Below are 23,887 nucleotides of genomic sequence, written 5' to 3' on the forward strand. Positions count from 1 at the left end.
TAAAGAGAGCTGATCCATGAAACTGTCGCGACAACTGCCGCTAAACGCGCTTCGTGTCTTCGAGGCCGTCGGGCGGCTCATGAGTTTCACCCGCGCGGGCGACGAGCTCGGCATGACCCAGACGGCCGTCAGCTATCAGATCAAGCTGCTGGAGGAGCATGTCGGAGAGCCACTGTTCTGGCGCCGACCACGGCAGATAGGGCTGACGGAGACGGGCCAGCGGTTGCATCCAAAAGTGGCGGAAGCGCTCGGCCTTATGGCGGATGCTGTCGCGGACGCCAGGCAGGAGGCGGAAGACATTTTGGAGATCCGCTCGACGCCGACCTTTGCCTCACATTGGCTGGCGCGCCATATCGGAGCCTTCCAGCTTCAGCATCCGGGTTTGGCCGTACGCATCCTACGCATCGAAAAACCGATGGACCTTCGCGAGGACAATGCCGATGTCGCCATCTGGCGCGGCGAGAGACCACCGGCGGATCTGGAGGCGCAGGAGCTTTTCCGCCTGCAGTTCGCGCCCATGCTGAGCCCGAAGCTGGCCGAAACCATCGGCGGCGTGAAGACGCCGGCAGATTTTCTCAAACTGCCACTGATCATCGGTGGCGGCGAATGGTGGCGGGCATGGCTCAAGGCTGCCGGCATCGACAACACGAGCCTTGGCATCACCACAATCGATACCTATGGCGCGCTGGACCTAGAAGGAAACGCGGCCATTGCCGGCCATGGCGTGGCGCTTCTCAGCCGTTTCTTCCACCAAGATGATCTTGATGCCGGCCGTCTGATCATGCCGTTCGACATTTCCAAGAAAGACGACAAGACCTACTGGCTGGTCTATCCGAAAAGCCGGCGCAAATCGGCTAAGGTGCAGGCATTCCGCCAATGGATGAATGAAACGCTGCCGCCCTGGATCGCACCTGCGGGATCAGCTGATCAATAAGCCATGTCCCACACATAGAAGCGGCGCAACATGTCCTCGTTGAGATCGAGATAAAGTGTGGGAGTAGTCGTTGTTGCAGCGCACTCTCCCTCTTTCCTTCATGGCAAAATTTTCGCAATGTGGCTGGTCGGGAATGTGAAGGAATTCTGCAATGTATGAATACGCGATTGCCTGGGAATGGCTGAACTTTGCCGTCCGCTGGCTGCACGTCATCACGGCCATCGCCTGGATCGGCTCGTCCTTCTATTTCATTGCGCTCGATCTCGGCCTGGTGAAGCGCCCAGGCCTGCCCGTCGGCGCCTATGGCGAGGAATGGCAGGTGCATGGCGGCGGCTTCTACCATATCCAGAAGTACCTGGTCGCGCCCGCCTCAATGCCGGAGCATCTGACCTGGTTCAAATGGGAAAGCTATGCCACCTGGCTCTCGGGCTTCGCACTGCTCGCCGTGGTCTATTATGGCGGCGCCGATCTCTTCCTCATCGACCGCACGGTCCTCGATATCGAACCATGGCAGGCCATTGCCCTGTCCGTCGGGTCGCTGGCCGTCGGCTGGATCCTCTATGATCTCCTGTGCAAGTCGCCGCTCGGCCGCAACACTTGGGGCCTGATGGCCTTTCTCTATGTCGTGCTGATCGCCATGGCATGGGGATATACGCAAGTGTTCACCGGCCGCGCCGCCTTCCTGCATCTCGGTGCGTTTACCGCCACCATCATGTCGGCCAATGTCTTCTTCATCATCATCCCGAACCAGAAGATCGTCGTCGCCGACTTGATCGCTGGCCGCACGCCCGATCCGAAATACGGCGTGATCGCCAAGCAGCGCTCGCTGCACAACAACTACCTGACGTTGCCCGTCATCTTCTTCATGCTGTCGAACCATTATCCGCTGGCCTTTGCCACGGAGTTCAACTGGATCATCGCAGCCCTCGTCTTCCTGATGGGCGTCACCATCCGCCACTGGTTCAACACCACCCATGCCCGCAAGGGCAAGCCGACCTGGACCTGGCTGGTAACGGTACTGCTCTTCATCGTCATCATGTGGCTCTCGACGGTGCCAAAGGTGCTGACGGGCGAGGAAGAGCAGGTGGGGCTTTCGACCCGTGAACAGACCTTTGTTGCAAACGGCCATTTCGAAGCCGTGCGCGATGTCGTACAGGGCCGCTGTTCGATGTGCCACGCAGCCGAACCCGTCTGGGAAGGCATTGCGCGGGCACCGAAGAACGTGAAACTCGAGACGGACGGCGAGATCGCTGCCCATGCCCGTGAAATCTATCTCCAGGCCGGCCGCAGCCATGCCATGCCGCCCGGGAACATCACCGATCTCTCGAGCGAAGAGCGCAAGCTGCTCGTCGCCTGGTACGAGACGACGGTTGAAGGCAAATGATGACAACTGAGACCCTGATCCGTGGCCGCCTCCTCTCTTTCAACCGTGCACCTGAGCATGCCGGCGACAGCGAGAGCTATCTCTACGAGGAAGACGGCGCGCTGCTGGTCCGCAATGGCAAGATTGCTGCTGTGGGCACCTATGCGGAGGTGAAGCCAAAGGCCGGTGGAGAAGCGACCGAGATCGACCATCGCCCGCATCTGATCCTGCCTGGCCTGATCGACTGCCATGTGCATTTCCCGCAGATGCAGGTGATCGCCTCCTATGCCGCCAATCTCCTGGAATGGCTGAACACCTATACCTTCCCCGAGGAATGCCGCTTCGTCGAAAGCGCGCATGCGCAGCGGATCGCGACGCAATTCTTCGACGAATTCCTGCGCCAGGGCACGACGACGGCGGTGGCCTATTGCTCGGTACACAAGGCGTCTGCCGATGCCTTCTTTGCCGAGAGCCTGAAGCGCGGCACGCTGATGATTGGCGGCAAGGTGATGATGGATCGGAACGCACCGCAGGGTCTGCTCGACACACCGCAGCTTGGGTACGACGAGACCCGCGCCGTGATCGAAGAGTGGCATGGCAAGGGCCGCAACCACGTCGCCATCACCCCCCGCTTTGCCATCACCTCGACACCCGAGCAGATGGCGATGACGCAGAAGCTGGCGGAAGAATTTCCGGACCTGCATATCCAGACGCATCTGTCCGAGAACCACGACGAGATCCGCTACACCTGCGAACTCTATCCTGACGCCACTGACTATACCGACATCTATGCGCGCTATGGTCTGCTGCGGAAAAAGGCCCTCTTCGGCCATGCGATCCACCTATCGGAGCGCGAAGCGGATGCCATGGCGGAGAGCGGTGCGGTCGCGGTCCATTGCCCGACCTCGAACCTCTTCCTCGGCTCCGGCCTCTTTCCGCTGAAGGCAATCCAGCGCAGAGAGAAACCCGTGACGGTCGCGGTCGCCACCGATATCGGCGGCGGCTCCAGCTATTCCATGCTGAAGACCATGGACGAGGCCTACAAGATCCAGCAACTGCTCGGCGAACGCATGAACCCGCTGGAAAGCTTCTACCACATGACGCTCGGCAATGCCGTGGCGCTCGATCTGGCAGACAGGATCGGCACGCTGGACGAAGGCACAGACGCAGATATCGTCGTGCTCAATGCCGCCGCGACCCCCGCGATGCGACTGCGGATGGAAACCGTCACATCACTTACCGAAGAACTCTTCCTGCTGCAGACACTGGGCGACGATCGCGCGGTGGTGGAAACCTATGTGGCAGGCAAGGCTTCGAAGCCCCAATCCGGCCTTTGAAGCAGCCCCGAGGGAGGGAGCGGATCCATGCTGTTGACCAACCTCGCGCTCGGCACGCTGATGATCTCGCTGACGGTGGTCATCCACACCTTCGGCCTGATGGGCGTCACACATGTCATGGCCTGGGTCACCGACCGCATTCGCCTGCATGGCCACAGAAGCCGCCTGCTCGCCATGAACACCGTTGTCATCGGCGTGTTTGCCGTCTTGACGGCGGAAGTCTGGCTCTGGGCCGCCGCCTACAGCCTGCTCGGCGTCGTCGACGATTTCGAGACCGCCCTCTACTTCTCCACCACGACCTTTTCCACCGTCGGTTTCGGCGACGTGGTCCCGCATCCGGAATGGCGCATGCTGGCAGCTCTCGAAGGTGTCAACGGGTTCCTGCTGATCGGCTGGTCGACCGCCTACCTGATTGCCGCCGGCATCCGCGTCGGACCGTTCCGCTCGGGCGAGCATTTCTGACCACAGCAAGAGGTAAAATAGTTTTACCTCTTGGGCGTAATCTCTGTTCCCAGCTGCCTTTCGGACATGATATGGCGGTGAGCATACTTTTCCGGAGAACCTGTCGCATGGCCCCGATCCTCGAAATCGCAGATCTGAAAACCCTTGCGCGCAAACGCGTGCCGAAACTCTTCTTCGACTATGCCGATAGCGGCTCCTACACCGAGGGCACCTACCGCGCGAACGAGAGCGATTTTTCCAGGATCAAGCTGCGCCAGCGCGTGCTGGTCGACATGAGCGGCCGCACACTCGAAACGACCATGGTCGGCGAGAAGGTGAAGATGCCGGTGGCGCTTGCCCCGACCGGCCTGACCGGCATGCAGCATGCCGATGGCGAGATGCTGGCGGCGAAAGCGGCGGAAGAATTCGGCGTGCCCTTCACGCTGTCCACCATGAGCATCTGCTCGATCGAGGACGTCGCCTCTGTCACCACCCGCCCCTTCTGGTTCCAGCTCTACGTCATGCGCGACCGGGACTTCGTGATGAACCTGATCGAGCGCGCCAAGGCGGCCAAATGCTCGGCCCTGGTTCTGACTGCCGACCTGCAGTTGCTCGGCCAGCGTCACAAGGATATCAGGAACAGCCTCTCCGCCCCGCCGCGATTGACGCCGAAACACCTCTTCCAGATGGCCATGCGCCCGCGTTGGTGCTGGAACATGCTGCAGACCCAGCGCCGCACCTTCCGCAATATCCAGGGTCATGCCAAGAATGTCTCCGATCTTGCCTCGCTCGGCGCCTGGACCAACGAGCAATTCGATCCCAAGCTGTCCTGGAAGGATGTCGAATGGATCAAGAAACAGTGGGGCGGCAAGTTGATCATCAAGGGCATTCTTGATGTCGAAGACGCCAAGATGGCGGCAAAGACTGGCGCTGACGCGATTGTCGTTTCCAACCATGGCGGTCGCCAGCTCGACGGCGCGCATTCTTCCATTGCCATGTTGCCGAAGATCGTCGAGGCCGTCGGGCACAAGATCGAAGTGCATATGGATGGCGGCATCCGCTCCGGCCAGGACGTGCTAAAGGCCGTGGCGCTCGGCGCCCGGGGCACCTATATCGGCCGGCCCTTCCTCTATGGCCTCGGCGCGATGGGCAAGGATGGGGTGAGCAAGGCGCTGGAGATCATTGCCAAGGAGATGGATGTCACCATGGCGCTCTGCGGCAAACGACAGCTTACCGATGTCGACAAGTCGATCATCGCGGAAAGCCCCTTCTGATTGGTCTCAGGAAATCCAGCCGCTGGAGAGGGCACTGACCCAATCCATCATGCCGTGGCGGCGCGCAAGCTCTGCCATGGCGAGATTGTCGTAGCGCACCAGCCGAAAGCTCGGCTGCCAGCCGCGCGGCGTCTTCTCCAGGATCGCATAGCTGGCAAAGGGCGTTGCCGCCTGAGCCTTGTGATAGACAGGCACATCATAGTCGAAGCCGGGGCAGCCGACACTGCCGGGATTGACGATCAGCCTGCCGTCGCTGAGTTGCACGGCGCGCGGAATGTGGCTGTGTCCGCAGAGCAGAAGCCTCGCATCGACACCGTCCGCCAAGGCTTCGATCTCGGCCAGCGGCTTCAGGTGGAAGATGCCGTCGGCCGACAGCGTCTCGGTCCAATAGGTGTTATCGTCGCGTGGCGTCGCGTGACAGAGGAAGACCTCGTCACCAAGGCGAGCCGTTTCCGGCAAGTTGCGGATCCAGTCGAGATGAGCGGGCGTCAATTGCGGATAGCTCGGCTTTTCCCAGTCCCCCATTGCCTCGAAGGGCCGATCGATGAGCGCTCGATCATGATTGCCGCGCACAGTGAGCGCATTGAGCGGCACCAGCAATTCAGCGGTCAAACCAGCCTCGAGCGGCCCGGAAAAGCTGTCGCCGAGATTGACGATCGTATCGACTCCCTGCGCCCGGATATCCGCGAGCACGGCTTCGAGCGCCAGATGATTACCATGAATATCGGCGATCGCCGCAAATCGCATGCTCAGCTTCCTCGATAGGTGGAGTAACCATAGGGCGAGAGCAGCAAAGGCACGTGGTAATGCGCCGTAGTGTCGGAAATGCCGAAGCGGATCGGGATCACGTCGAGGAAGGGCGGATCCGTGAGCGTGGCTCCCGTCCCCTTCAGATAATCCCCGGCATGAAAGAGCAGTTCATACTGCCCGACCTGGAATTCCTCGCCGATCAGCATCGGCCCGCCGTCGACGCGCCCGTCGTCATTGGTGAAGACGGTCTTGATCAGCTCCGCCTCCTCGCCATTCATCCGCATCAACTGGATGCGAAGTCCCTGGGCGGGCTTGCCGAGGGCCGTGTCGAGGACATGGGTGGTGAGGCCGGTCATATCTGAGGCTCCCGAATCATGAAGGGGGTATCGAAGAAATACTCTTCGAGATTGTTGCCGGGTCCGTCGCGATCGACAACCAGGAAATCGCTGACCTCGCCGATCGCCATCAAGGGATGGTGCCAAGTGTTGCGCCGGTAGTTCACGCCCTGATGCGGGCTGGCCAGAAACACCTGCGGCTGACCCGGCTTGCCATCTTCATCCGAGGAGACGGCCACGAGAAACGGCCGGCCCGACAGCGGCGAAAAACTCTGGCTGCCGAAAGGATGACGCTCCATCATGCCGATCTCATAGGGAAAGGTGCGTGGCTGTCCGCGGAAGATATTGACGATCACCCGGGCGCCCTCGCCCGCTATCTCCGGCGAAAACAGCGCATGAAAGCGCTCGGTCGTGCCGCCATTGATCAGTCGCATGGTCGAAGGATCGGCCCCGATCACCTCACCGAAGGGCGCGAAGTCGGATGCCGTCAGGGGACGGATGGGGAGGTCGATGGGCAAAGGGGTTATTCTCCCTGGATATGCGGATGGCGGAGTTGGTCGATCTGGCGAACCAGTTTCGGAAGGTCACGCTGCACCGTATCCCAGACCTGACGCCAATCCAGCCGGTCATATTGATGGACCACAAGATTACGCAGCCCCCGCATTTGTGCCCAGGCGATCTCGGGTTGCTCAGAGGCAATATCGGGAAACCGCGCCTGGATACGGGCGGCGGCTGCAGCAATCAGAACGAAGGTCATGGCCACCGCGCGCTGGCGCAGCAGATCATTCTCGAACGCCTCGAAACTCACCCCATCGAGGAACCCTATGGCTTCCGCCGCGGCCTCCTCCATGTCTATGAGATTATCGAGCAGCCGCTCTTCGGGCGTCATATGGCGCGAGCCTCAGCGAGGATCCGCGCTCGCAGCCGCTCTTTCAAGCCGCCCGAGGAGACGATGTCGACCCGACAGGGCAGCAGGTCCTCCATCTCGGCCTGTAGCCCGCCGAGGTCGAATAGCGTCATGCCGGGAAGGCCATCCACCAAGATATCGAGATCGCTGTCCGGCCCGTCTTCGCCTCTGGCGACAGAACCGAAGACGCGGGGGTTTGTCGCCTTGTGACGTGCCGTCACATCGCGGATCACTTGCCTGTTCTTCTCCAGCACTTCGGACGGTCGCATGGCCCATCTCCTTAGGATCAAGTGTAATCCAAAGCCGGAAGCCGCGGAAGCCTCGACCGTTTGCCCCCCCCGAACGAAAACAGCGCCGAGGTCACCCCCGGCGCTGCAATCTTATCACTCAACCTGAAATCAGGCAGCGTTCTTGGCGTAATCAGCCGTCGGCACTTCGGCGATCGTCTTCAGGACGACGGAAGCGATCTGGTAAGGGCAGCCCTGGGAGTTCGGGCGGCGATCTTCGAGATAGCCCTTGTAGCCGTTGTTGACGAAGGAGTGGGGAACGCGGATCGAGGCGCCACGGTCGGCAACGCCGTAAGAGAACTTGTTCCACGGAGCCGTTTCGTGCTTGCCGGTCAGGCGCAGATGGTTGTCCGGACCGTAGACGTCGATGTGGTCCTGCCAGTTCTTGGCAAAGGCGGCCATGAGGGCTTCGAAATATTCCTTGCCGCCCACTTCGCGCATGAAAGTGGTCGAGAAGTTGCAGTGCATGCCCGAACCGTTCCAGTCGGTGTCGCCGAGCGGCTTGCAATGGAATTCCACGTCGATGCCGTAGGTCTCGCAGAGGCGAAGCAGCAGGTAGCGGGCGATCCAGATCTGGTCGGCGGCCTTCTTAGAGCCCTTGCCGAAGACCTGGAATTCCCACTGGCCCTTGGCCACTTCGGCATTGATGCCCTCGTGGTTGATGCCGGCTTCGAGGCAGAGGTCGAGATGCTCTTCAACGATTTCGCGGGCGATCGAGCCGACATTCTTGTAGCCGACGCCGGTGTAATACGGACCCTGCGGAGCCGGGTAGCCCTGCTCCGGGAAGCCGAGCGGACGACCGTTTTCGTAGAAGAAATATTCCTGTTCGAAACCGAACCAGGCGCCTTCGTCGTCGAGGATCGTGGCGCGGCTGTTCGACGGATGCGGGGTGACGCCATCGGGCATCATGACTTCGCACATGACGAGAGCGCCGTTGGTACGAGCCGGGTCGGGGTAGATGGCGACCGGCTTCAGCACGCAGTCCGACGAGTGGCCTTCGGCCTGCATCGTCGAGGAGCCATCGAAGCCCCAGAGCGGCAGCTGTTCCAGGGTCGGGAAGCTGTCGAATTCCTTGATCTGCGTCTTGCCACGCAGGTTCGCTACCGGCTTGTAGCCATCGAGCCAGATATACTCGAGCTTAAACTTGGTCATGGTGCTCTCTCTTCAGTCTCGCGCCACTCATCGGCGCAACAGAGGGGTGATTCTCCGGCGTGCCCGGGAGTCGGAAACTAAAAAGCAGGAAGCGTGCCAGTTTGGCGGTGGCAGCCGAGAGCAGGCCATTTTGTCGCAGGCGGGACCCGGAAACCCTGCAGCAGAAGGCGTTTCTTTAACAGATTCCGCTGATACTCAGGAACCGGAGTGCCGTGTCGGGTGTTTTTCGAGCACAAACGACCACGAAAACAGTGTGATGATTTTAAATTCATCACTTTTTCTTCGCGAATACTGCCCACAAAATAGGCATTTTGCACTTTTCATATGCAATACGGTTTAGAACGTGGTATCTAGAGATCATCGAGACAACACTCGGTGAAACGAGAGGTAGTAGCATGACAACGAACATGGTTCGGGAATCGGCGAAGATCTACGAATTCCCGGTGCGTGACCTGGCCCGGCTGAACGCCATGCGTGAGCGCCAGACGCCGAAACCCGTGATCTATGAGAGCGGTTCGGCAAGCTGGTATCACGAGGAAGCGATCCGCGAAGCCGAACGGGCGCCGAAGCAGTAAGGGCAAAAGCCCAACAAGAAAGCCGCCCGCATTGCGGACGGCTTGAAGCATGCGACGAGCGGGCCTTTGCCCGCTCTTTTCGTATCTATCCTACATTCAAGCCTTCGTGCCGAAAAGGCGCAGGCGCATCACGCCGCCATCCGGATGCACGCCGATCCGCACATGCGTCACCGGCCCGATCTTTTGCAGCTGGTCGCCTTCATAGAAATGCTCGGCATCCATCTGCATCTTCTGCCGCGTTAGGATCGGCTTCCACTGTTCGGACGCCGCAATCTCCGCTTCGGAGAAGGTGTCGCCGGCGTCAGGCAGATAGGCACCCAGCAGCTCGCAGGTATCGGGATAATTGCCCTTGTAGAAATGCGTATCGATCAGCACCCGGTTGATCACACCTGGATGGCCAAGGCGGATGATCGCCCAGTCATGGCCGGGACCGCGGCGACGCTTTGTTTCCCAGCCATCACCCATGTTTGTGCCGCGACCGGGCGACAGGATCTTGTCGGGATGGCCGTAATGGGCGTCCGACCAGGCAAGCGACTTGGCGCCATGGAAGATATAGGCGAGATCGATCTCTTCCGTCGCGCCGACCTTCGACCAGTCGAAATGGGCAGCGCCATAGACGCGCAGCCGCGCCACGCCGCCATCGGGGTAGATGTGCAGGCGCAGATGCGTCCAGACCTTCGACGTGTCGGAATTGGCAAAGAAATGCTGGGCAGACGCGCCGAGCGGAGACTTCGGCACCAGCTCTGTCCAGACGGTCGCATCGGTCGGATCGCCGCTTTCAACGAAAGCTGCCTCGATCGAGCCATGCGGCGGGTAGTTGCCGGTAAAGAAGCGGGTATCGACATCGAAACCGAAGATTCGGCCCGGCATGGCAAGACGGATGATCGCATAGTCATGGCCCGGCACACGCTTGCGACGGCTTTCCCAGCCATCCATGTATTTGCCGTTATCGTCGTAGAGGTCCGGATCGAAACTCGCGGGCTCATCGTTCAGCATGCGCGACACCGGCGCAAAGAACTCGTCGGTCGAGAAGATGCCCACGGCACCAAGGCGGGCCGAGGCAAGGTTGACGGCACCGGCAGCGAAATCCGGCAGGACGACGGTCGAGGTCTCAAGCATGTCAGTGTGTCTCCGGAAGCAGGGCTTCAAGGCGAAGCCTGGCGATTTTTTCCACCTGCTGGCAGGCGGTGTCGAATTCCTGGTCTTTGGCGTTGGCGATGCGCGTCTCGAAGGCGGCGAGAATATCGTCCTTCGTCAGTCCCTTGACCGCGATGATGAAGGGAAAGCCGAATTTCTCGACATAGGCCGTATTCAACGCGGTAAAGCGGGCATGTTCGTCAGCCGACAGCCGATCGAGACCGGCACCGGCCTGTTCCCGCTTGCTGTCCTCCGTCAGTTCACCTGCAATAGCGAGTTTGCCCGCCAGATCGGGATGCGCACGCAAGACGCCCAACCGCTCCTCTGCGCTCGAGGTGCGGAAGATCATCGCCATCGCGTCATGCACGTCGAGCGCCGTCAGCGGCGCCTCGATCATGCCGGCATCGAAGGCACGCTCCGCAATGAAGGGCGAATGTTCGAACACTCCGCCGAAACGCTGAACGAAGTCCGCTCTGTCCATGCCATCAATCCAGTATCATGTGAGGCCGCAGCTGAGACAGCGGCGGCAGGGAGGGCCCGCTTGCGCATCCCGCGAAGCAGTTGACGACAAGGATTAGCCGAGCCCCCTGTCCTTGTCGAGTTTCCGAAGGCGACAGGCACTTTCAACGCAAACAGCAGGTCGGTTCGCTTGTGCAGCAGCGCTTGCGACCTATCTACAGCTCGCTCCTCCCATTCCATTTGAAAGGATACCCCATGCCGATTGCCAAAGGCTATGCCGCAACGGATGCCTCCAAGCCATTGGTTCCCTTCACCTTCGAGCGTCGCGAACCTAACGCGGACGACGTGGTGATCGAGATCAAGTTCTCCGGCATCTGCCATTCGGACATTCACCAGGCGCGCAACGAATGGGGCAACTCGACCTTCCCCATGGTCCCCGGCCACGAGATTGCCGGCATCGTCACCGCCGTCGGCTCGAGCGTTTCGAAATACAAGGTCGGCGACCGCGTCGGCGTTGGCTGCTTCGTCAATTCCTGCCTGCATTGCGAACGCGATCTCTACCGCGAACAATATATGCCCGGCCTCGTCGGCACCTATAACTCCACGGAAGTCGACGGCGTCACCCCGACGCAAGGGGGCTATGCCGATTCCATCGTCGTCCAGGAAGACTATGTGCTCAGCATTCCCGACAACCTGCCGCTCGACAAGGCAGCACCGCTGCTCTGCGCCGGCATCACGCTCTATTCGCCGCTCAGCCACTGGAAGGCCGGCCCCGGCAAGAAGGTCGCCGTCATCGGCATGGGCGGCCTCGGCCATATGGGCGTCAAGATCGGCGCGGCCATGGGCGCCGACGTCACCGTACTCAGCCAGAGCCTGTCGAAGAAGGAAGACGGCCTCGCCTTCGGCGCCAAGGAATATCACGCCACCTCGGATCCGGAGACCTTCAAGACGCTCGCCGGCTCCTTCGACCTGATCCTCTGCACCGTCAGCGCCGAGATCGACTGGAACGCCTATCTCAACTTGCTGAAGGTCGATGGCACCATGGTGCTGCTCGGCGTGTCGGGAAACCCGGTGCCCGTGCATGCCTTCGCGCTGATCGCCGGCCGCCGCTCGCTCGCCGGTTCGATGATCGGCTCGATCCAGGAAACCCAGGAAATGCTCGACTTCTGCGGCAAGCACGACATCACCCCGGAGATCGAGATCATCGACATCGCCCAGGTGAACGAAGCCTATGAACGCGTCATCAAGAGCGATGTCCGCTACCGCTTCGTCATCGACATGGCGACGCTCGCCAAGGGCTGATCTACGAGGATGGAATGAGAAGGGCCCGGCATCGCTGCCGGGCCCTCTTTTCGTGGAGAAACCTGCCCTCAAACGCGACGTCATCCTCGGCCTAGTGCCGAGGATCCACCGAGGCCGAACTAACCAGATACGTTGCAGATGCTCGGGACAAGCCCGAGCATGACGACCGCAGGGTAGACGGCGTTAATCCTGAAGCTGATACCCATTCCGCTCCGGAAACGGCCAATCAGCCAGTAAGGCCATGTCCGGCCTGTAGATCTCCACCTTCAGCGGATAGCACTTGGCGACATCGCTCGAATGGCTTGTGCTGCAGTCGCCACCCGGGCAGGCTGAGAGCGCGCCCAGGAGATCGATCTCCGCAAACATCTCAAGAAAGTCGCCGGGACGAACCGGGCTTGCCTTCATGAAATACTGCTGCGTATCGCGGGTGAAACCGGTGCACATGAAGACGTTCAACACGTCATGCACATGCGGTTCGGCGGCCTTGATGTCGATGCCACGGTGATGCGCCAGCGCACGGCAGAGGTTGGAATGGCAGCAGTGATGATAGTCGCCGCCTGAGAGTAACCGGTTGGTATAGGGGTCGCAACGCGTGCCGATCACGTCATGCACGCCGCCACCGAATTCGTCGAAACCGTACCAGCCGAGCGTATCATGGCTGATCGTCGCCATGGGACGCAGCGACGGCAGATTGCTCCAGAGACGGTTGCCGGTGGTGACATGGGTCGCATGCAGCGCCCGCGTCTTGCCGGAGAAGAAGCGCTCAGAAAGGTCGTTGGCGTTCCAGAGGTTGAGGTCGCCGACCTGCGGCCCCTCGACGCTGACGATGCGGAAGAAATGCCCCTTCGGCACCTCGAACGTATTGCCCTCGCGCGGCGGCACGATCACCTCGCCGACCTTCTCCATCGTCGCCCGCGCCTGCTCCAAGATGCTCATGTCGGGTGCTTTCAACGACTCGACCGGATAGCAGACGACGGGTTTAACAGCCCGGCGGGCAGCCGCATCGGCGGGAACGGGGATGTTGGCGTTGAAGGGGGACATGGAAAACTCCGCGGATCGGCATCAAGATCTGATCCGCAAGGTGCCCCACCTGCCCCATCAAGACAACTGCCTCTCTTCTTGCCCCATGACCAAGTCTGGCTTAGTCATAGAGCCATGAAACTGCCGCCGCTCCCAACACTCCGCGCCTTCGAGGCCGCCGCCCGTCGCGAAAGCTTCCTGCAGGCTGCAACCGAACTCGGCATGACGGCGGCGGCCGTCAGTCAGCATGTGAAGGCGCTGGAAGATTGGCTGGGCCTTGCCCTCTTCGACCGCCGCCCGCGTGGGGTGCGCCTCACCGCTGACGGCCGCGAATTCGGCGCTGCCTGCTCGGAAGGTCTCGGCCACATCGCCCGCGCCGCAGAGCGGCTGACCGCCCGCAAATCCTTGGCCCGCGCCAGCCTCGCCTGCATGCCCTCGGTGGTCACTCACTGGCTCGGCCCCCGCCTGCCCCGCTTCCGCGCCGCACATCCTCAGATCCAGGTCTCGATCGTCTATCCGTTGGGGTCATTGACCCCGGATGAAGCCGGCGCAGACCTGCTGATCGGACACGGGACACGACCGCCGGGTCAGGCGGAGCGCATCCTCGACGCCGCCACCCGGCCCACCTGTGCGCCCGCCTATCTGGAGCAGCACGGGCCGATCACAACACCCGCCGACCTGCTGAAACAGAACTTGCTGCACGACGCGACCGAGGCCGCCTGGCAGTCCTGGCTGGCGGCGCGCGGGATCAAGGGCCTGACACCGTCAGGACCGCTCTATGCCGATTTCAACCTGCTGGTCAGTTCGGTCCTCTCAGGCCTCGGCATCGGTCTCTGCCCAACCGCCCTGATATCAGACCATCTGGCAGCCGGCACGCTGACGGTACTGTTCGAGGAAGCCGCCGACGAGGACAAGGCCTATTGGCTGCTCTCAGGCACTGACTTGCCCGAGCCTGCCGCGATTTTGCGGGACTGGTTGCTGGCGGAAGTTGCCGACTAGCACCGTCACCAAGCCGGCTTGTGATGCTTGTGCCAGTGCTCGGCGATCTCGATGCGCTTGGGCACCCAGACCTTCTCATGACCCGTCACATAATCGATAAACCGCGCCAGCGCTGCAGCCCGCCCGGGACGTCCGACGAGGCGGCAGTGCAAACCGACGGACATCATCTTCGGGCTACCGTTCTTCCCCTCTTCGTAGAGCACATCGAAGGCGTCCTTGAGATAGGTGAAGAACTGGTCGCCGGTGTTGAAGCCCTGCGGCGTGGCAAAGCGCATGTCGTTGGTCTCGAGCGTATAGGGGATGATCAAAAAGGGCTTGCCCTCCAGATCCGGCACCCAGAACGGCAGGTCGTCGGAATAATTGTCGGAGGAGTATAGAAAGCCCCCCTCCTCCATCACGAGGCGCAGCGTGTTGTCAGACGGCTTGCCCTGATACATGCCAAGCGGATGCGAGCCGGTCAGTTCCTTGTGCAGGCGAACCGCCTCGCGGATATGCTCGCGCTCGACGTCTTCTGGAAAGTCCTTGTATTCGAGCCAGCGATAGCCGTGGCTGGCGATCTCCCAATCGGCTTCCTTCATCGCGGCAACGGCTTCCGGGTTGCGCGCCATGGCAAGCGTCACGCCATAGACGGTGACCGGAACCTTGCGCTCAGTGAACATCCGCCAAAGCCGCCAGAAGCCGGCGCGCGAGCCGTATTCGTAAATCGACTCCATGTTGAGATTGCGCTGACCGGCCCAGGGCTGTGCGCCGACGATCTCTGACAAAAGGCATTCCGAGGCTGGATCGCCGTCGAGAATGCAGCTTTCGCCACCCTCCTCGTAATTCACCACGAACTGCACCGCGATCCGCGCCTCCCCCGGCCATTTCGGATCGGGAATGTCGCGGCCATAGCCGATCAGGTCGCGGGGATAGGGAGCAGTCGTCATCGGTTCACCTCTCGTGTTTTGACGCGAGGCTATTGGCGAGGACGGCGCCTGTCGAGATGGAAAACGCGCATTTTGCTGCAGCGCAAACCGGTCAGGCAATCTTCCGGCTCGAAACCCGGCCCAGCGGATGCAGCGAATGCACGGTAAACGGTGCGCCACGCTCGGTTTCGACGAACAGGGCGAGATTGGCAATCACAACGGGCTCAGCGAGGGCGGGATCGAAATGCGCCTTCAGAGCCTGCTCGATTCGCGGAAAATCGCGGGCGAGCAAAGGTCCTGTGAGCGTCATGTGGAACCGGAACTCGTCCATCACGTAAGGATGTCCCCAGCGGCTGAGATTGGTGAATTGCGGTGCCGAGAGCCGTTCGGGATTGCGCCGGTCGATCTCGGCCTCGGAAAGCGGCGCACGAAAGCCGTCGAAAGCCTGGACGATGGATGCGGCCAGATGATCGACCTCCGGACAAGGGCGCTGAAGGATCAAGCCATAGACGTCACCGATGCGTCCGACCGACAGCCCCTGCAGAACCACGGGCTCCATCCGGCCGGAAAAATGCATCAGGTCGCGCAGGAGAGAGGCCTCGTTCGCGCCTTCGCTCAGGCGGAATGGCGCCTTGAAGGTCGCATGAAAGCCGAAGCGTCGCGGAAGCGCCGTGTGAAAGGCAATCTCGTGCACGCCCAGGCCCTTCAGCCCCGGATGCTCCTCTGCCTCGCCGGAGAACACGTTGCGGCCGAGCCAGCGTGCCGCTGCATCGGCAAGCGGATCACGGGCAGGCGGCGTAAAGCAGATGGCATAGCGCATGTCGAGCACCTCACACTGGCTCGCGACGGCACTTTAGCAGATGCCGTTACAACCCGGTGGATAGGTGATTTGCATGACAGTATCACGAAGCGCGCGAGACAAAATCGCGGCAGAGTCCTGAGATAATCCCTTTAATTTCAGGGTATTTCGGTAAATTCCTCACCGCCTGCGCGGCGCGCAGCCACCGAAACGTGATGGGCAAGGGCAAAGCCGTGAGGCAGGGACATGGGCTCACCGGCAATCGAATCGAGAGCGGCATCCGCCAGCAAGTGCGCGATACCGAAACTCACCTTGAAGCCGCCGGTCAGCGCATGCACATGCGGATGATCGGGATGCGGCCCGACCATCGGATCTCGATCGACCGCCTTGGGTCTGAGACCTGCCCAGCGTTCGACCACCTCCGCTCCCTGCAGCGCCGGTGCAAGCTCCCTCGCCCCGGCGATCAGGACATCCAGCTGCGCGTCCGTCGAGAAAGGGTCGTCGAACGTGTTTTCGCTGGTGCTGCCGATGGCGACCCGCCCGCCTTCATGCGGCACCACATAGAGGCCGTCGAGATAGAGGAGCGGCAGGTCCGCCGGCAGGTCCAGTCTGAGCAGCGCCGCCTGCCCTTTCACGCCGCGGCCAAGAGGTCTGCGAAGCGCAGGTCCGATGGCGTCGAGCAGCGGGAAGGATCCGACACCGGCTGCGACCAGCAGATCGCCGTAACCGACCACTGTCCCGTCGGCGAGCTTCACTTGCCTTCCCCCGGCATTGATCGATTGCACGGCGGCACCGACCAGCAACCGCACACGCCCCGATCGCTCAAGACGCGCCCGGATCGCCGTGGTGAGAGCACGCGGTGAGACGCGGCCCGCAAGGCGATCGAACACCACACCGGCCTCCGAAAAACTCCGCGAGGGCCAGTCGGCAAACGGGCTCTCGTCAAGGACGGTCCAGTCGAAGGCCCTGCCCTCCTGGTTCCAATTCGTAGCCGCCTCGCCCGAATGCCTCTCGGCAATCGGCCTCAGATGCGGCTTCGGCAAGGGGATAAGACGACCGCAGCGCTGATAGCCAGCCGAGAGCCCAGTTTCGTCCTCGAGCAGAGCGATCTCCGCCTCGAGCGACAACAGCCCCTCGAATTGCAACTGCTTCTTCTCGTTCCAGCGATCCGGCATATGCGCCATCAGGGCGCCGAGCAGGCCGCCGCTCGCACCGCTCGCAATACCGTCACCGTCGATCAGGATCGTATCGATGCCACGGCGCTCTGCTTTCAGCGCCGCCCAAAGTCCCATGATGCCGCCACCGACGATCACGAGATCGGCGCGCAATTGACCTGACATCGCAGCCGTTTTATCGGACATCACCATGACCCATTCAAATTATCCGCCAGGCACCGGCGACACCCAGGCACCGCTGGCCTGGCACGACGGCGATATGCCCTTTTCCACCGCCTTTGGCGATCATTTTTATTGCCAGACCGATGGCCGGCTCGAATGCGGCCACGTCTTCCTGGCCGGCAACGGACTGCCGGAACGCTGGCGGGATGCGGACGATTTCACTATCGGCGAACTCGGCTTCGGCACAGGGCTCAATGCCTGCGAGACCTGGCGCCAATGGAAGGAGCATCGTCGTCCCGGCACTCACCTCCACTTCGTCTCCTTCGAACTATTTCCCATGCAGGCCGAAGAGATCGACCGCGCCCTCTCCCGGTGGTCGGAGATCGATGCCGAGCGCGAGGTCCTCGTCGCGCGCTGGCCGACGGATCCTTCAGGCGTCGTTAAAATCGATCTTGATGACCAGACGCGTCTCTCGGTCGTCTGCGGCGATGCCTTGAAAAACCTGACGGCAAGCACACTGACCTTCGATGCCTGGTTCCTCGATGGCTTCGCCCCCTCGCGCAACAGCGCCATGTGGTCGGCGGACCTCATGCAGCGTGTCCACGACACGACGCGAGTGGGCGGCAGCTTTGCGACCTATGCCGCAGCCGGCTTTGTCCGGCGCAACTTGATCGCAGCGGGTTTTGACGTCAAACGTCGACCGGGTTTCGCCGGCAAGCGGGAAATGCTGTGCGGCGTCAGGCGCTCGGCCTGATCAGCCTTCGGCGGCGAGCCCGGTGACGGGCCTGCCACTCCATTGCTCGATCTTGCGCATCAGAAGTTCCGGCGAGATCGGCTTGGAGAGATAGTCATCCATGCCGGCAGCAAGGCAAGCCTCACGGTCGCTGTCGAGCGCATGGGCGGTGACGCCGATGATCGGGGTCCTTCCGCCGCTGAGGGCAGCCTCTTCCTCGCGGATCACGCCAGTCGCCTGATGCCCGTTCATGACCGGCATCGAGACATCCATCAGGATCAGATCCGGCGGCTCGCTGCGCCAGGCCTGAACGGCTTCTTCGCCATTACCAACGATGCGATAGGCAATGCCGCTTCCGGTCAGGATCTGGCGGAAGACAATCTGGTTGACGGGATTGTCTTCGGCGATCAGCACCCTCAGGGCCCCATCGTGGGAAAGCACTGAAGCTATTGGCTTGGCCTCAACAGCCGATGGCGCGCGCGGAGCCAGTGGTGCAGGCGGCGACGAAAGGGGACGAAGGCGTGGCGCGTTCACGCCGTGAACCCGCGCCGTTCGCACCACGTCGATGATCGCGCCGCGAAGAACGTTGGCCCGCGCCGGCTTCATCAGATGTGCCTGGATCTTCAGGCTTTCGAACAGCCTGTCATCGCCGACCATGTCCATCGAGGTCAGGAAGACGAGTGCAATATCGTCGAAGCGACGGTCGCTGCGGATTGCTTTCGCCACGTCGATGCCGTTCATGTCGGGCATCTGGTAGTCGATGACGACGACGTCGATCGCCAGCCCTTCCGTATGGGCGGCAGCGAGAATATCAAGGCCGGTCAGCCCGTCCGGAACCGCGAGCCCGTCGAAACCCCACATATCCAGCTGCTCGGTGATAATGCGGCGGTTGACGGCGTTGTCGTCGATGACCAGCACCCGCGCATCCTTGACCGTGGCCGGCAGTTCCTTCTGGCCGCGGCGCTCGGCAACGATGGCGAGCGGCAATTCGACGGAGAAGGCTGAGCCGCGCCCAACCTCGGATTCGACCTGCAGCTTGCCCCCGAAGAGGCGCACGAGACCGCCGGTGATCGCGAGCCCGAGACCGGTACCCTCGTGGCGACGGGTCGACGATGTGTCGACCTGGGAGAATTTCTCGAAAATCTTCGCCTGCATGTCTTCAGGAATGCCGATGCCGGTATCCTCGATGCGGAGCTTCAGGATCGCCTGCCCCTCCGCCACGGCATCCGCAGACACCTCGACATGCACGTGGCCCTTCTCCGTGAACTTGATCGCATTGCCCAGGAGATTGGTGACAATCTGCCGGAAGCGCCCCGGATCACCCATGAAGGTGTGGCGCACCTTCTGGTCGCCGGAGACCACGAGTTCGATATCCTTTTCGGCAGCGGCGGCAGACAGCAGCGTCGCCACATCCTCGATGGCCTCGACCGGATCGAAGGGAGACTTGCGCAGCTTGAGCTGTCCGGCGTCGATCTTCGAGAAGTCGAGAATATCGTTGATGATGGTGAGCAGTGCGTTGCCGGACTTCACCATGATGTCGACAAAGGTCTTCTGGCGGCTGTCGAGTTCGGACTTGGAAAGCAGTTCCGCCATGCCGAGAACGCCATTCATGGGCGTGCGGATCTCGTGGCTCATATTGGCGAGGAAGTCGGACTTCGCCTTGTCGGCCGCCTCGCTGCGCGCCAAGAGCACTTCGAGTTCGGCTTCGCGCTCCTTCAGCTCGGTGAAATCGGTGAGCACGACAACACAACTGCGGTCGCCACCGAAGGTCGCTTCCAGCTTGACCCAGGTCTTGCCGTCGACGAGGAAATTGGTCGAGACTGCGTTTGCTGTCTGCACGGCCGATTGCCATTGCTGCAGAATGTCGTGCGCTTCCTCGCCGAAATCGCCACGCGCCGCGCAATATTCGAAGATCGGCCGCCAGCTTTCGCCCGACGCCACCAGGTTTTCGGGCAGGTTCAGGATGCGGCTGAAGGAAGGATTGACCTCCGCGATCCGGCCTTGCTCGATCATCATTAGGCCTTGCGTCATCATCCGCATGGATTCCTGGACGAAGCGTCCGAGCCGCTCCAGCTTTTGCTGCGCCTGGTCGATCTCGCGTTCGCGCGCCCGCATCTCGGTGAGATCGGAATAGGTGAGCAGGATCTTGCGGTCATGCAACCGCGTGATCGTTGCCAGAACGAACTTGCCATCGTCATAGGCGAGTTCGGTGACATGCGAGCCTTCCAGCGCATCGAACTGCGCAACGCGGGCGCGATAGCCTTCCTCGAACTCGATACCAGGCCAGGCATAGCCGAGCTTGTGGTTCATCTCGCAATAGGACCGGAAGCTCAGCCCGCTCAGCTGCATGTTAGCCGGCCAGCGCCAGATGTCCCGGCACTTCTCGTTGGCGAATTCGACCATGTAGTCGGAATTCATGATCACCACGCCGACAGGCATGACCTGCAACATCGAGACGATGTCGGCATAGAGCGACTCGGCACGCGCTTGGGCCGCGACGAGCGCAAGCTGCCCCTTCTTCAGGATGGAAATGTCGTTCACCGACCCGACGATGTAGTGCTTCTTCTCGGCGGTAGTGATCCGGCTCAATCGCGTGATGACAGAGATCTCCTCGCCGTCTCGAACCACGACTTCGCGGTTCTTCTCGATCATCTCGCCCGTTTCGAAGATGCGGAGGTTTTCCTCCTTCATCAACTGGCCCTGCTCCGGCCATAGCTCCTCTTCGGTCAAACCGTAAATGTCTTCCCGCCGCTGGCCGTGCAGGTCCTCATAGGCAGTGTTGACGTAGATCATCCGCCTATTGATATCGCGGATGAAAACCGGAACCGGCATTTGCTCAAGTGCAGCACGGTAGAGGAGCGTCTCCTCCTCGCGCTGCAACATGTCCGAGATATCGGAGTAGGTCAGGAGAATGCGGCCACCGTCAATGCGACGACTGCCGCCAGCGAGCGCACGTCCGGAAGGGGTCTTGACGTCGATCAGCGCGCCCTCGTTCAGGCCGAGAACCTGTTCCATGCGAAAGGCCACACGCTCTTCGAGTTCCTCGGCGCTGACGCCGGGAATGCCGCGACCGATCGTCCGTGTCAGGAACTCCCGGTACGTCATGCCCTCCAGGGGTATGGGCGGATCAAGTTCCGCCATTTCGACAATGGCGGGATTGGCGAAGGCGATATTTGCATCGGCATCAAGGACGATGATGCCGACAGGAAGCGAGGCCATGAGGCTCTGGAGTTGCGACTGCAGCGATTCGGATTCCCGCCGCGCAGCTTCCAGTTTCTGCTGCTCTTGCCTAAGCAGCGACAGATCTGTGATCGAGCCGACAATGTAGCGGTCTCCGTCAGGGCCGGTCACGGCACCGGTACGGGAGAGAACCGGCACGCGTTCCCCGTCCGCACGGATGAAGGTTTCCTGAACTTCCTCCGTAATACCGCGTTCCAGAACGCGGCTATTTCCCTCGAAATAGTCCTGCCCAAGTTCGCGGAAGTTTTCCTGTTCTGTCCGACCGAGGAGCTCCTCAAGTGGCCGCCCGACCATATCGGCATAGGCGCAATTGGCAAAAATCAGCCTGTGATCGGCGCCGCGGACATAGGTTGCGACCGGATACTGTTCCAGCACGGCCTGAAACAGAGGGGCAGACGGCAACGCGGCCGGTGTGATAGGCGTCGCTGAAACGGACGCGACGCTCTCCTCCATGAAAGCGAAGAGATAGATCCGGTCATCGTCGTCGAAGAAGCGTTCGATATGCAGGACCCGCGTCGGTCCGCCCGGTTCACCCCGCAGCTGCAGCGCCTCGTCCTCCCCGAATACGAGAACCCGCCGCTCGCGATCGTCGCGCAGGGCGTCCAGATCGCCGCCCAGGATTTCCCGATCGCTGCGACCGACGAAGCTTTCGACCGACAGGTTGTGCAGGTCGGCAAAGGCCGCATTGACCGCGACATAGCGCAGCTCGCTGTCCTTCACGTAGGAAGGCAGATCAAGCACCGCGATCTTGTCGCAGACCAAGTCCAGCAAGTCGCTTCCCCGGATCAAATCAGTTTCTCCCTCCTCCGATCAATGACGCGGAATGGTAAACAGCGGGTAAGCGAACCACCATCCCAAGCTTTAAAAGCGAAGCAGAATGAACGCGTATCGGTCTCGGATCCCGTCATCGGCACCACTGTTCCAGATGAGCCGGTTTTTCGTCGCAAACGGCAATGCCTTTTCAGCCGCGAACCTGCGAGACTTGATGTCGAGATTGACACAATGGATCGACCATGAGCGACATTACCACCTCCGCCTTGTCCGAGACTGATACGCTATCCGTCGGCGGTGAACGCCGCCGGCGAACCGGCGGTCGAGGCGCTGAACGCATCCGCACCGGTGCGGCCGGCAAGTATCGCAATCTCGTCAATCGCCTCGCAAAGACGGAGCTCCTCGATCCGGCGGCGCTCGACGCGATGCATGAGGCCTCGCTCACCATCCTCGAAGAGATCGGCATGGACATCATGCTGCCCGAGGCCCGCACCATCATGAAAGCGCATGGCGCCGAGGTCACTGAAGGCTCCGACCGCGTCCGCTTCGACCGCAACCTGATCATGGACATGATCGCGTCGGCCCCGCGCGAGTTCCAGATGTTCGCCCGCAATCCCGAGCGCAACGTCAAGATGGGCGGCAACAACCTCGTCTTCGCCCAGATCGCCTCCGCCCCCTTCGTCGCCGACCGCGAAGGCGGCCGCCGCGCCGGCAACCAGGAAGACTTCCGCAAGCTTGTGAAGCTCGCCCAGTGCTACGACGTGATCCACACGACCGGCGGCTATCCGGTCGAGCCGATCGACATCCACGCCTCCGTGCGCCACCTCGACTGCCTCTCCGACATGGTGAAGCTGACCGACAAGGTCTTCCACTGCTACTCGCTCGGCAAGCAGCGCAATCTCGACGCCATCGAGATCGCCCGCATCGGCCGCGGCGTCTCCATGGAGCAGATGGAGAGCGAGCCCTCGCTCTTCACCATCATCAACTCGTCCTCGCCGCTCCGGCTCGACGGCCCAATGCTGCAGGGCATCATTGAAATGTCGTCCCGCGGCCAGGTCGTGGTGATGACGCCGTTTACGCTGGCCGGCGCCATGGCACCCGTCACCATCGCCGGCGCCGTCGTCCAGCAGAATGCCGAAGCCCTTTGCGGCATCGCCTTCACCCAGATGGTCAAGCGCGGCGCACCCGTCGTCTATGGCGGCTTCACCTCGAATGTCGACATGAAGACCGGCGCCCCCGCCTTCGGCACGCCGGAATACATGAAGGCCGTCATCGTCGGTGGCCAGCTCGCCCGCCGCTATGGCATTCCCTACCGCACCTCCAACACCAATGCCGCCAACACGCTCGACGCTCAGGCCGCCTATGAGAGCGCTTTCTCGCTGTGGGCGCTGACGCAAGGCGGCGGCAATTTCATCATGCATTCCGCCGGCTGGACCGAAGGCGGACTGACGGCCTCCTTCGAGAAGTTCATCCTCGATGTCGACATGCTGCAGATGGTGGCGGAATTCCTCACCCCCCTCGACGTCAGCCAGGATGCGCTGGCGCTCGACGCCGTCCGCGAAGTCGGCCCCGGCGGCCACTTCTTCGGCACGGCCCACACGCTCGCCCGCTACGAGAGCGCCTTCTATTCGCCGATCCTCTCCGACTGGCGCAACTTCGAGACCTGGACCGAGGCCGGCCGCCCGACCACCTACGACCACGCCAACCGCATCTTCAAGGAGAAGCTGGCCTCTTACGAGCGTCCGCCGATCGATCCGGCCATCGAGGAAGAGCTCGACGCCTTTGTGGCGAAACGCAAGGCCGAAGGCGGGGTTGCGACGGATTTCTGAT

23 protein-coding genes are annotated in these 23,887 nt (G+C 61.5%); 10 read left to right on the forward strand and 13 right to left on the reverse strand.

Features of this window, described 5'->3' with window-relative positions; all coding sequences use genetic code 11:
- The first annotated feature begins 16 nt into the window (after nucleotides 1-16).
- The 5 genes from D4A92_RS21065 (at nucleotide 17) to D4A92_RS21085 (ending at nucleotide 5,349) form a co-directional block, all read left to right on the forward strand.
- On the forward strand, nucleotides 17-934 hold the full coding sequence (locus D4A92_RS21065; RefSeq protein WP_203017111.1) for a LysR substrate-binding domain-containing protein: 918 nt from the start codon (nucleotides 17-19) through the stop codon (nucleotides 932-934).
- Nucleotides 935-1,085: 151 nt separating this feature from the next.
- A complete protein-coding gene (puuD, locus tag D4A92_RS21070; RefSeq protein ID WP_203017113.1) occupies nucleotides 1,086-2,318 on the forward strand; it encodes a urate hydroxylase PuuD in 1,233 nt (410 codons plus the stop codon).
- The gene (gene guaD, locus D4A92_RS21075; protein WP_203017114.1) at nucleotides 2,318-3,634 is read left to right on the forward strand and encodes a guanine deaminase; all 1,317 of its coding nucleotides are present in this window, start codon (nucleotides 2,318-2,320) and stop codon (nucleotides 3,632-3,634) included. Before puuD ends, guaD begins: the two co-directional genes overlap by 1 nt.
- Before the next feature lie 27 nt (nucleotides 3,635-3,661).
- Complete coding sequence (locus D4A92_RS21080) at nucleotides 3,662-4,096, forward strand: potassium channel family protein (RefSeq protein ID WP_203017115.1); 435 nt, start codon at nucleotides 3,662-3,664, stop codon at nucleotides 4,094-4,096.
- Nucleotides 4,097-4,203: 107 nt separating this feature from the next.
- Nucleotides 4,204-5,349: an alpha-hydroxy acid oxidase gene (locus D4A92_RS21085; RefSeq protein ID WP_203017116.1), complete on the forward strand. Its 1,146-nt coding sequence runs from the start codon at nucleotides 4,204-4,206 to the stop codon at nucleotides 5,347-5,349.
- Between the two features lie 6 nt (nucleotides 5,350-5,355).
- On the opposite strand, the gene D4A92_RS21090 is transcribed toward D4A92_RS21085, so the two are convergent.
- The 6 genes from D4A92_RS21090 to D4A92_RS21115 form a co-directional block, all read right to left on the reverse strand.
- Entirely contained in the window at nucleotides 5,356-6,096 is a 741-nt protein-coding gene (locus D4A92_RS21090; RefSeq protein WP_203017117.1) for a metallophosphoesterase family protein, read from the reverse strand.
- Between the two features lie 2 nt (nucleotides 6,097-6,098).
- The gene (uraH, locus tag D4A92_RS21095; RefSeq protein WP_203017118.1) at nucleotides 6,099-6,455 is read right to left on the reverse strand and encodes a hydroxyisourate hydrolase; all 357 of its coding nucleotides are present in this window, start codon (nucleotides 6,453-6,455) and stop codon (nucleotides 6,099-6,101) included.
- Nucleotides 6,452-6,952, reverse strand: a complete 501-nt coding sequence (locus tag D4A92_RS21100; RefSeq protein ID WP_203017119.1) for an ureidoglycolate lyase — start codon at nucleotides 6,950-6,952, stop codon at nucleotides 6,452-6,454. Before D4A92_RS21100 ends, uraH begins: the two co-directional genes overlap by 4 nt.
- Nucleotides 6,953-6,957: 5 nt before the next feature.
- On the reverse strand, nucleotides 6,958-7,323 hold the full coding sequence (locus D4A92_RS21105) for a HepT-like ribonuclease domain-containing protein (protein ID WP_203017120.1): 366 nt from the start codon (nucleotides 7,321-7,323) through the stop codon (nucleotides 6,958-6,960).
- A complete protein-coding gene (locus tag D4A92_RS21110; RefSeq protein ID WP_203017121.1) occupies nucleotides 7,320-7,610 on the reverse strand; it encodes a nucleotidyltransferase family protein in 291 nt (96 codons plus the stop codon). The genes D4A92_RS21105 and D4A92_RS21110 overlap by 4 nt, the downstream gene beginning before the upstream one ends.
- 129 nt (nucleotides 7,611-7,739) lie before the next feature.
- Nucleotides 7,740-8,780, reverse strand: a complete 1,041-nt coding sequence (locus D4A92_RS21115; RefSeq protein WP_203017122.1) for a glutamine synthetase beta-grasp domain-containing protein — start codon at nucleotides 8,778-8,780, stop codon at nucleotides 7,740-7,742.
- 395 nt (nucleotides 8,781-9,175) lie between these two features.
- Between D4A92_RS21115 and D4A92_RS21120 the strand changes: the two genes are divergently transcribed.
- Nucleotides 9,176-9,355: a DUF2735 domain-containing protein gene (locus tag D4A92_RS21120; protein ID WP_054148428.1), complete on the forward strand. Its 180-nt coding sequence runs from the start codon at nucleotides 9,176-9,178 to the stop codon at nucleotides 9,353-9,355.
- Nucleotides 9,356-9,451: 96 nt separating this feature from the next.
- On the opposite strand, the gene alc is transcribed toward D4A92_RS21120, so the two are convergent.
- Together alc and uraD are read right to left on the reverse strand one after the other, a co-directional pair.
- Nucleotides 9,452-10,474 (reverse strand): allantoicase, encoded by a 1,023-nt coding sequence (alc, locus tag D4A92_RS21125; protein WP_203017124.1) that lies wholly within the window; start codon nucleotides 10,472-10,474, stop codon nucleotides 9,452-9,454.
- 1 nt (nucleotide 10,475) lies between these two features.
- Nucleotides 10,476-10,973, reverse strand: a complete 498-nt coding sequence (gene uraD, locus D4A92_RS21130) for a 2-oxo-4-hydroxy-4-carboxy-5-ureidoimidazoline decarboxylase (protein ID WP_203017126.1) — start codon at nucleotides 10,971-10,973, stop codon at nucleotides 10,476-10,478.
- 233 nt (nucleotides 10,974-11,206) lie between these two features.
- On the opposite strand from uraD, the gene D4A92_RS21135 reads away from it, so the two are divergent.
- Nucleotides 11,207-12,253, forward strand: coding sequence for an NAD(P)-dependent alcohol dehydrogenase (locus tag D4A92_RS21135; protein ID WP_203017127.1), 1,047 nt, complete (start codon nucleotides 11,207-11,209; stop codon nucleotides 12,251-12,253).
- Nucleotides 12,254-12,436: 183 nt separating this feature from the next.
- Here the strand turns inward: D4A92_RS21135 and D4A92_RS21140 are convergent, their stop codons facing one another.
- A complete protein-coding gene (locus D4A92_RS21140) occupies nucleotides 12,437-13,294 on the reverse strand; it encodes an urea carboxylase-associated family protein (RefSeq protein WP_203017128.1) in 858 nt (285 codons plus the stop codon).
- Nucleotides 13,295-13,408: 114 nt separating this feature from the next.
- On the opposite strand from D4A92_RS21140, the gene D4A92_RS21145 reads away from it, so the two are divergent.
- Nucleotides 13,409-14,272 (forward strand): LysR substrate-binding domain-containing protein, encoded by an 864-nt coding sequence (locus D4A92_RS21145; RefSeq protein ID WP_203017129.1) that lies wholly within the window; start codon nucleotides 13,409-13,411, stop codon nucleotides 14,270-14,272.
- Between the two features lie 5 nt (nucleotides 14,273-14,277).
- On the opposite strand, the gene puuE is transcribed toward D4A92_RS21145, so the two are convergent.
- The 3 genes from puuE to D4A92_RS21160 all read right to left on the reverse strand — a co-directional run bounded on the left by puuE (nucleotide 14,278) and on the right by D4A92_RS21160 (nucleotide 17,343).
- The gene (gene puuE, locus D4A92_RS21150; protein ID WP_203017130.1) at nucleotides 14,278-15,198 is read right to left on the reverse strand and encodes an allantoinase PuuE; all 921 of its coding nucleotides are present in this window, start codon (nucleotides 15,196-15,198) and stop codon (nucleotides 14,278-14,280) included.
- A 91-nt stretch (nucleotides 15,199-15,289) separates the two neighbouring features.
- Entirely contained in the window at nucleotides 15,290-15,997 is a 708-nt protein-coding gene (locus tag D4A92_RS21155; protein ID WP_203017131.1) for a DUF1045 domain-containing protein, read from the reverse strand.
- A gap of 137 nt (nucleotides 15,998-16,134) precedes the next feature.
- On the reverse strand, nucleotides 16,135-17,343 hold the full coding sequence (locus tag D4A92_RS21160) for an NAD(P)/FAD-dependent oxidoreductase (protein WP_203017132.1): 1,209 nt from the start codon (nucleotides 17,341-17,343) through the stop codon (nucleotides 16,135-16,137).
- On the opposite strand from D4A92_RS21160, the gene mnmD reads away from it, so the two are divergent.
- Entirely contained in the window at nucleotides 17,342-18,067 is a 726-nt protein-coding gene (gene mnmD, locus D4A92_RS21165) for a tRNA (5-methylaminomethyl-2-thiouridine)(34)-methyltransferase MnmD (RefSeq protein ID WP_203017133.1), read from the forward strand. The two genes, D4A92_RS21160 and mnmD, sit on opposite strands and share 2 nt — an antisense overlap.
- On the opposite strand, the gene D4A92_RS21170 is transcribed toward mnmD, so the two are convergent.
- A complete protein-coding gene (locus D4A92_RS21170; RefSeq protein ID WP_203017134.1) occupies nucleotides 18,068-22,057 on the reverse strand; it encodes a response regulator in 3,990 nt (1,329 codons plus the stop codon).
- A 242-nt stretch (nucleotides 22,058-22,299) separates the two neighbouring features.
- On the opposite strand from D4A92_RS21170, the gene D4A92_RS21175 reads away from it, so the two are divergent.
- Nucleotides 22,300-23,886, forward strand: a complete 1,587-nt coding sequence (locus D4A92_RS21175) for a trimethylamine methyltransferase family protein (protein WP_203017135.1) — start codon at nucleotides 22,300-22,302, stop codon at nucleotides 23,884-23,886.
- Nucleotide 23,887 lies beyond the last annotated feature (1 nt).

The organism is Rhizobium rosettiformans, assembly GCF_016806065.1.
In the GTDB taxonomy this organism is placed as follows: Bacteria; Pseudomonadota; Alphaproteobacteria; order Rhizobiales; family Rhizobiaceae; genus Allorhizobium.

Coding starts and splice junctions, on each gene's coding strand:
- D4A92_RS21065 (WP_203017111.1), top strand. CDS start 17: ATGAAACTGTCGCGACAACTGCCGCTAAACGCGCTTCGTGTCTTCGAG.
- puuD (WP_203017113.1), top strand. CDS start 1,086: ATGTATGAATACGCGATTGCCTGGGAATGGCTGAACTTTGCCGTCCGC.
- guaD (WP_203017114.1), top strand. CDS start 2,318: ATGACAACTGAGACCCTGATCCGTGGCCGCCTCCTCTCTTTCAACCGT.
- D4A92_RS21080 (WP_203017115.1), top strand. CDS start 3,662: ATGCTGTTGACCAACCTCGCGCTCGGCACGCTGATGATCTCGCTGACG.
- D4A92_RS21085 (WP_203017116.1), top strand. CDS start 4,204: ATGGCCCCGATCCTCGAAATCGCAGATCTGAAAACCCTTGCGCGCAAA.
- D4A92_RS21090 (WP_203017117.1), bottom strand. CDS start 6,096: ATGCGATTTGCGGCGATCGCCGATATTCATGGTAATCATCTGGCGCTC.
- uraH (WP_203017118.1), bottom strand. CDS start 6,455: ATGACCGGCCTCACCACCCATGTCCTCGACACGGCCCTCGGCAAGCCC.
- D4A92_RS21105 (WP_203017120.1), bottom strand. CDS start 7,323: ATGACGCCCGAAGAGCGGCTGCTCGATAATCTCATAGACATGGAGGAG.
- D4A92_RS21110 (WP_203017121.1), bottom strand. CDS start 7,610: ATGCGACCGTCCGAAGTGCTGGAGAAGAACAGGCAAGTGATCCGCGAT.
- D4A92_RS21115 (WP_203017122.1), bottom strand. CDS start 8,780: ATGACCAAGTTTAAGCTCGAGTATATCTGGCTCGATGGCTACAAGCCG.
- D4A92_RS21120 (WP_054148428.1), top strand. CDS start 9,176: ATGACAACGAACATGGTTCGGGAATCGGCGAAGATCTACGAATTCCCG.
- alc (WP_203017124.1), bottom strand. CDS start 10,474: ATGCTTGAGACCTCGACCGTCGTCCTGCCGGATTTCGCTGCCGGTGCC.
- uraD (WP_203017126.1), bottom strand. CDS start 10,973: ATGGACAGAGCGGACTTCGTTCAGCGTTTCGGCGGAGTGTTCGAACAT.
- D4A92_RS21135 (WP_203017127.1), top strand. CDS start 11,207: ATGCCGATTGCCAAAGGCTATGCCGCAACGGATGCCTCCAAGCCATTG.
- D4A92_RS21140 (WP_203017128.1), bottom strand. CDS start 13,294: ATGTCCCCCTTCAACGCCAACATCCCCGTTCCCGCCGATGCGGCTGCC.
- D4A92_RS21145 (WP_203017129.1), top strand. CDS start 13,409: ATGAAACTGCCGCCGCTCCCAACACTCCGCGCCTTCGAGGCCGCCGCC.
- puuE (WP_203017130.1), bottom strand. CDS start 15,198: ATGACGACTGCTCCCTATCCCCGCGACCTGATCGGCTATGGCCGCGAC.
- D4A92_RS21155 (WP_203017131.1), bottom strand. CDS start 15,997: ATGCGCTATGCCATCTGCTTTACGCCGCCTGCCCGTGATCCGCTTGCC.
- mnmD (WP_203017133.1), top strand. CDS start 17,342: ATGACCCATTCAAATTATCCGCCAGGCACCGGCGACACCCAGGCACCG.
- D4A92_RS21160 (WP_203017132.1), bottom strand. CDS start 17,343: ATGGTGATGTCCGATAAAACGGCTGCGATGTCAGGTCAATTGCGCGCC.
- D4A92_RS21175 (WP_203017135.1), top strand. CDS start 22,300: ATGAGCGACATTACCACCTCCGCCTTGTCCGAGACTGATACGCTATCC.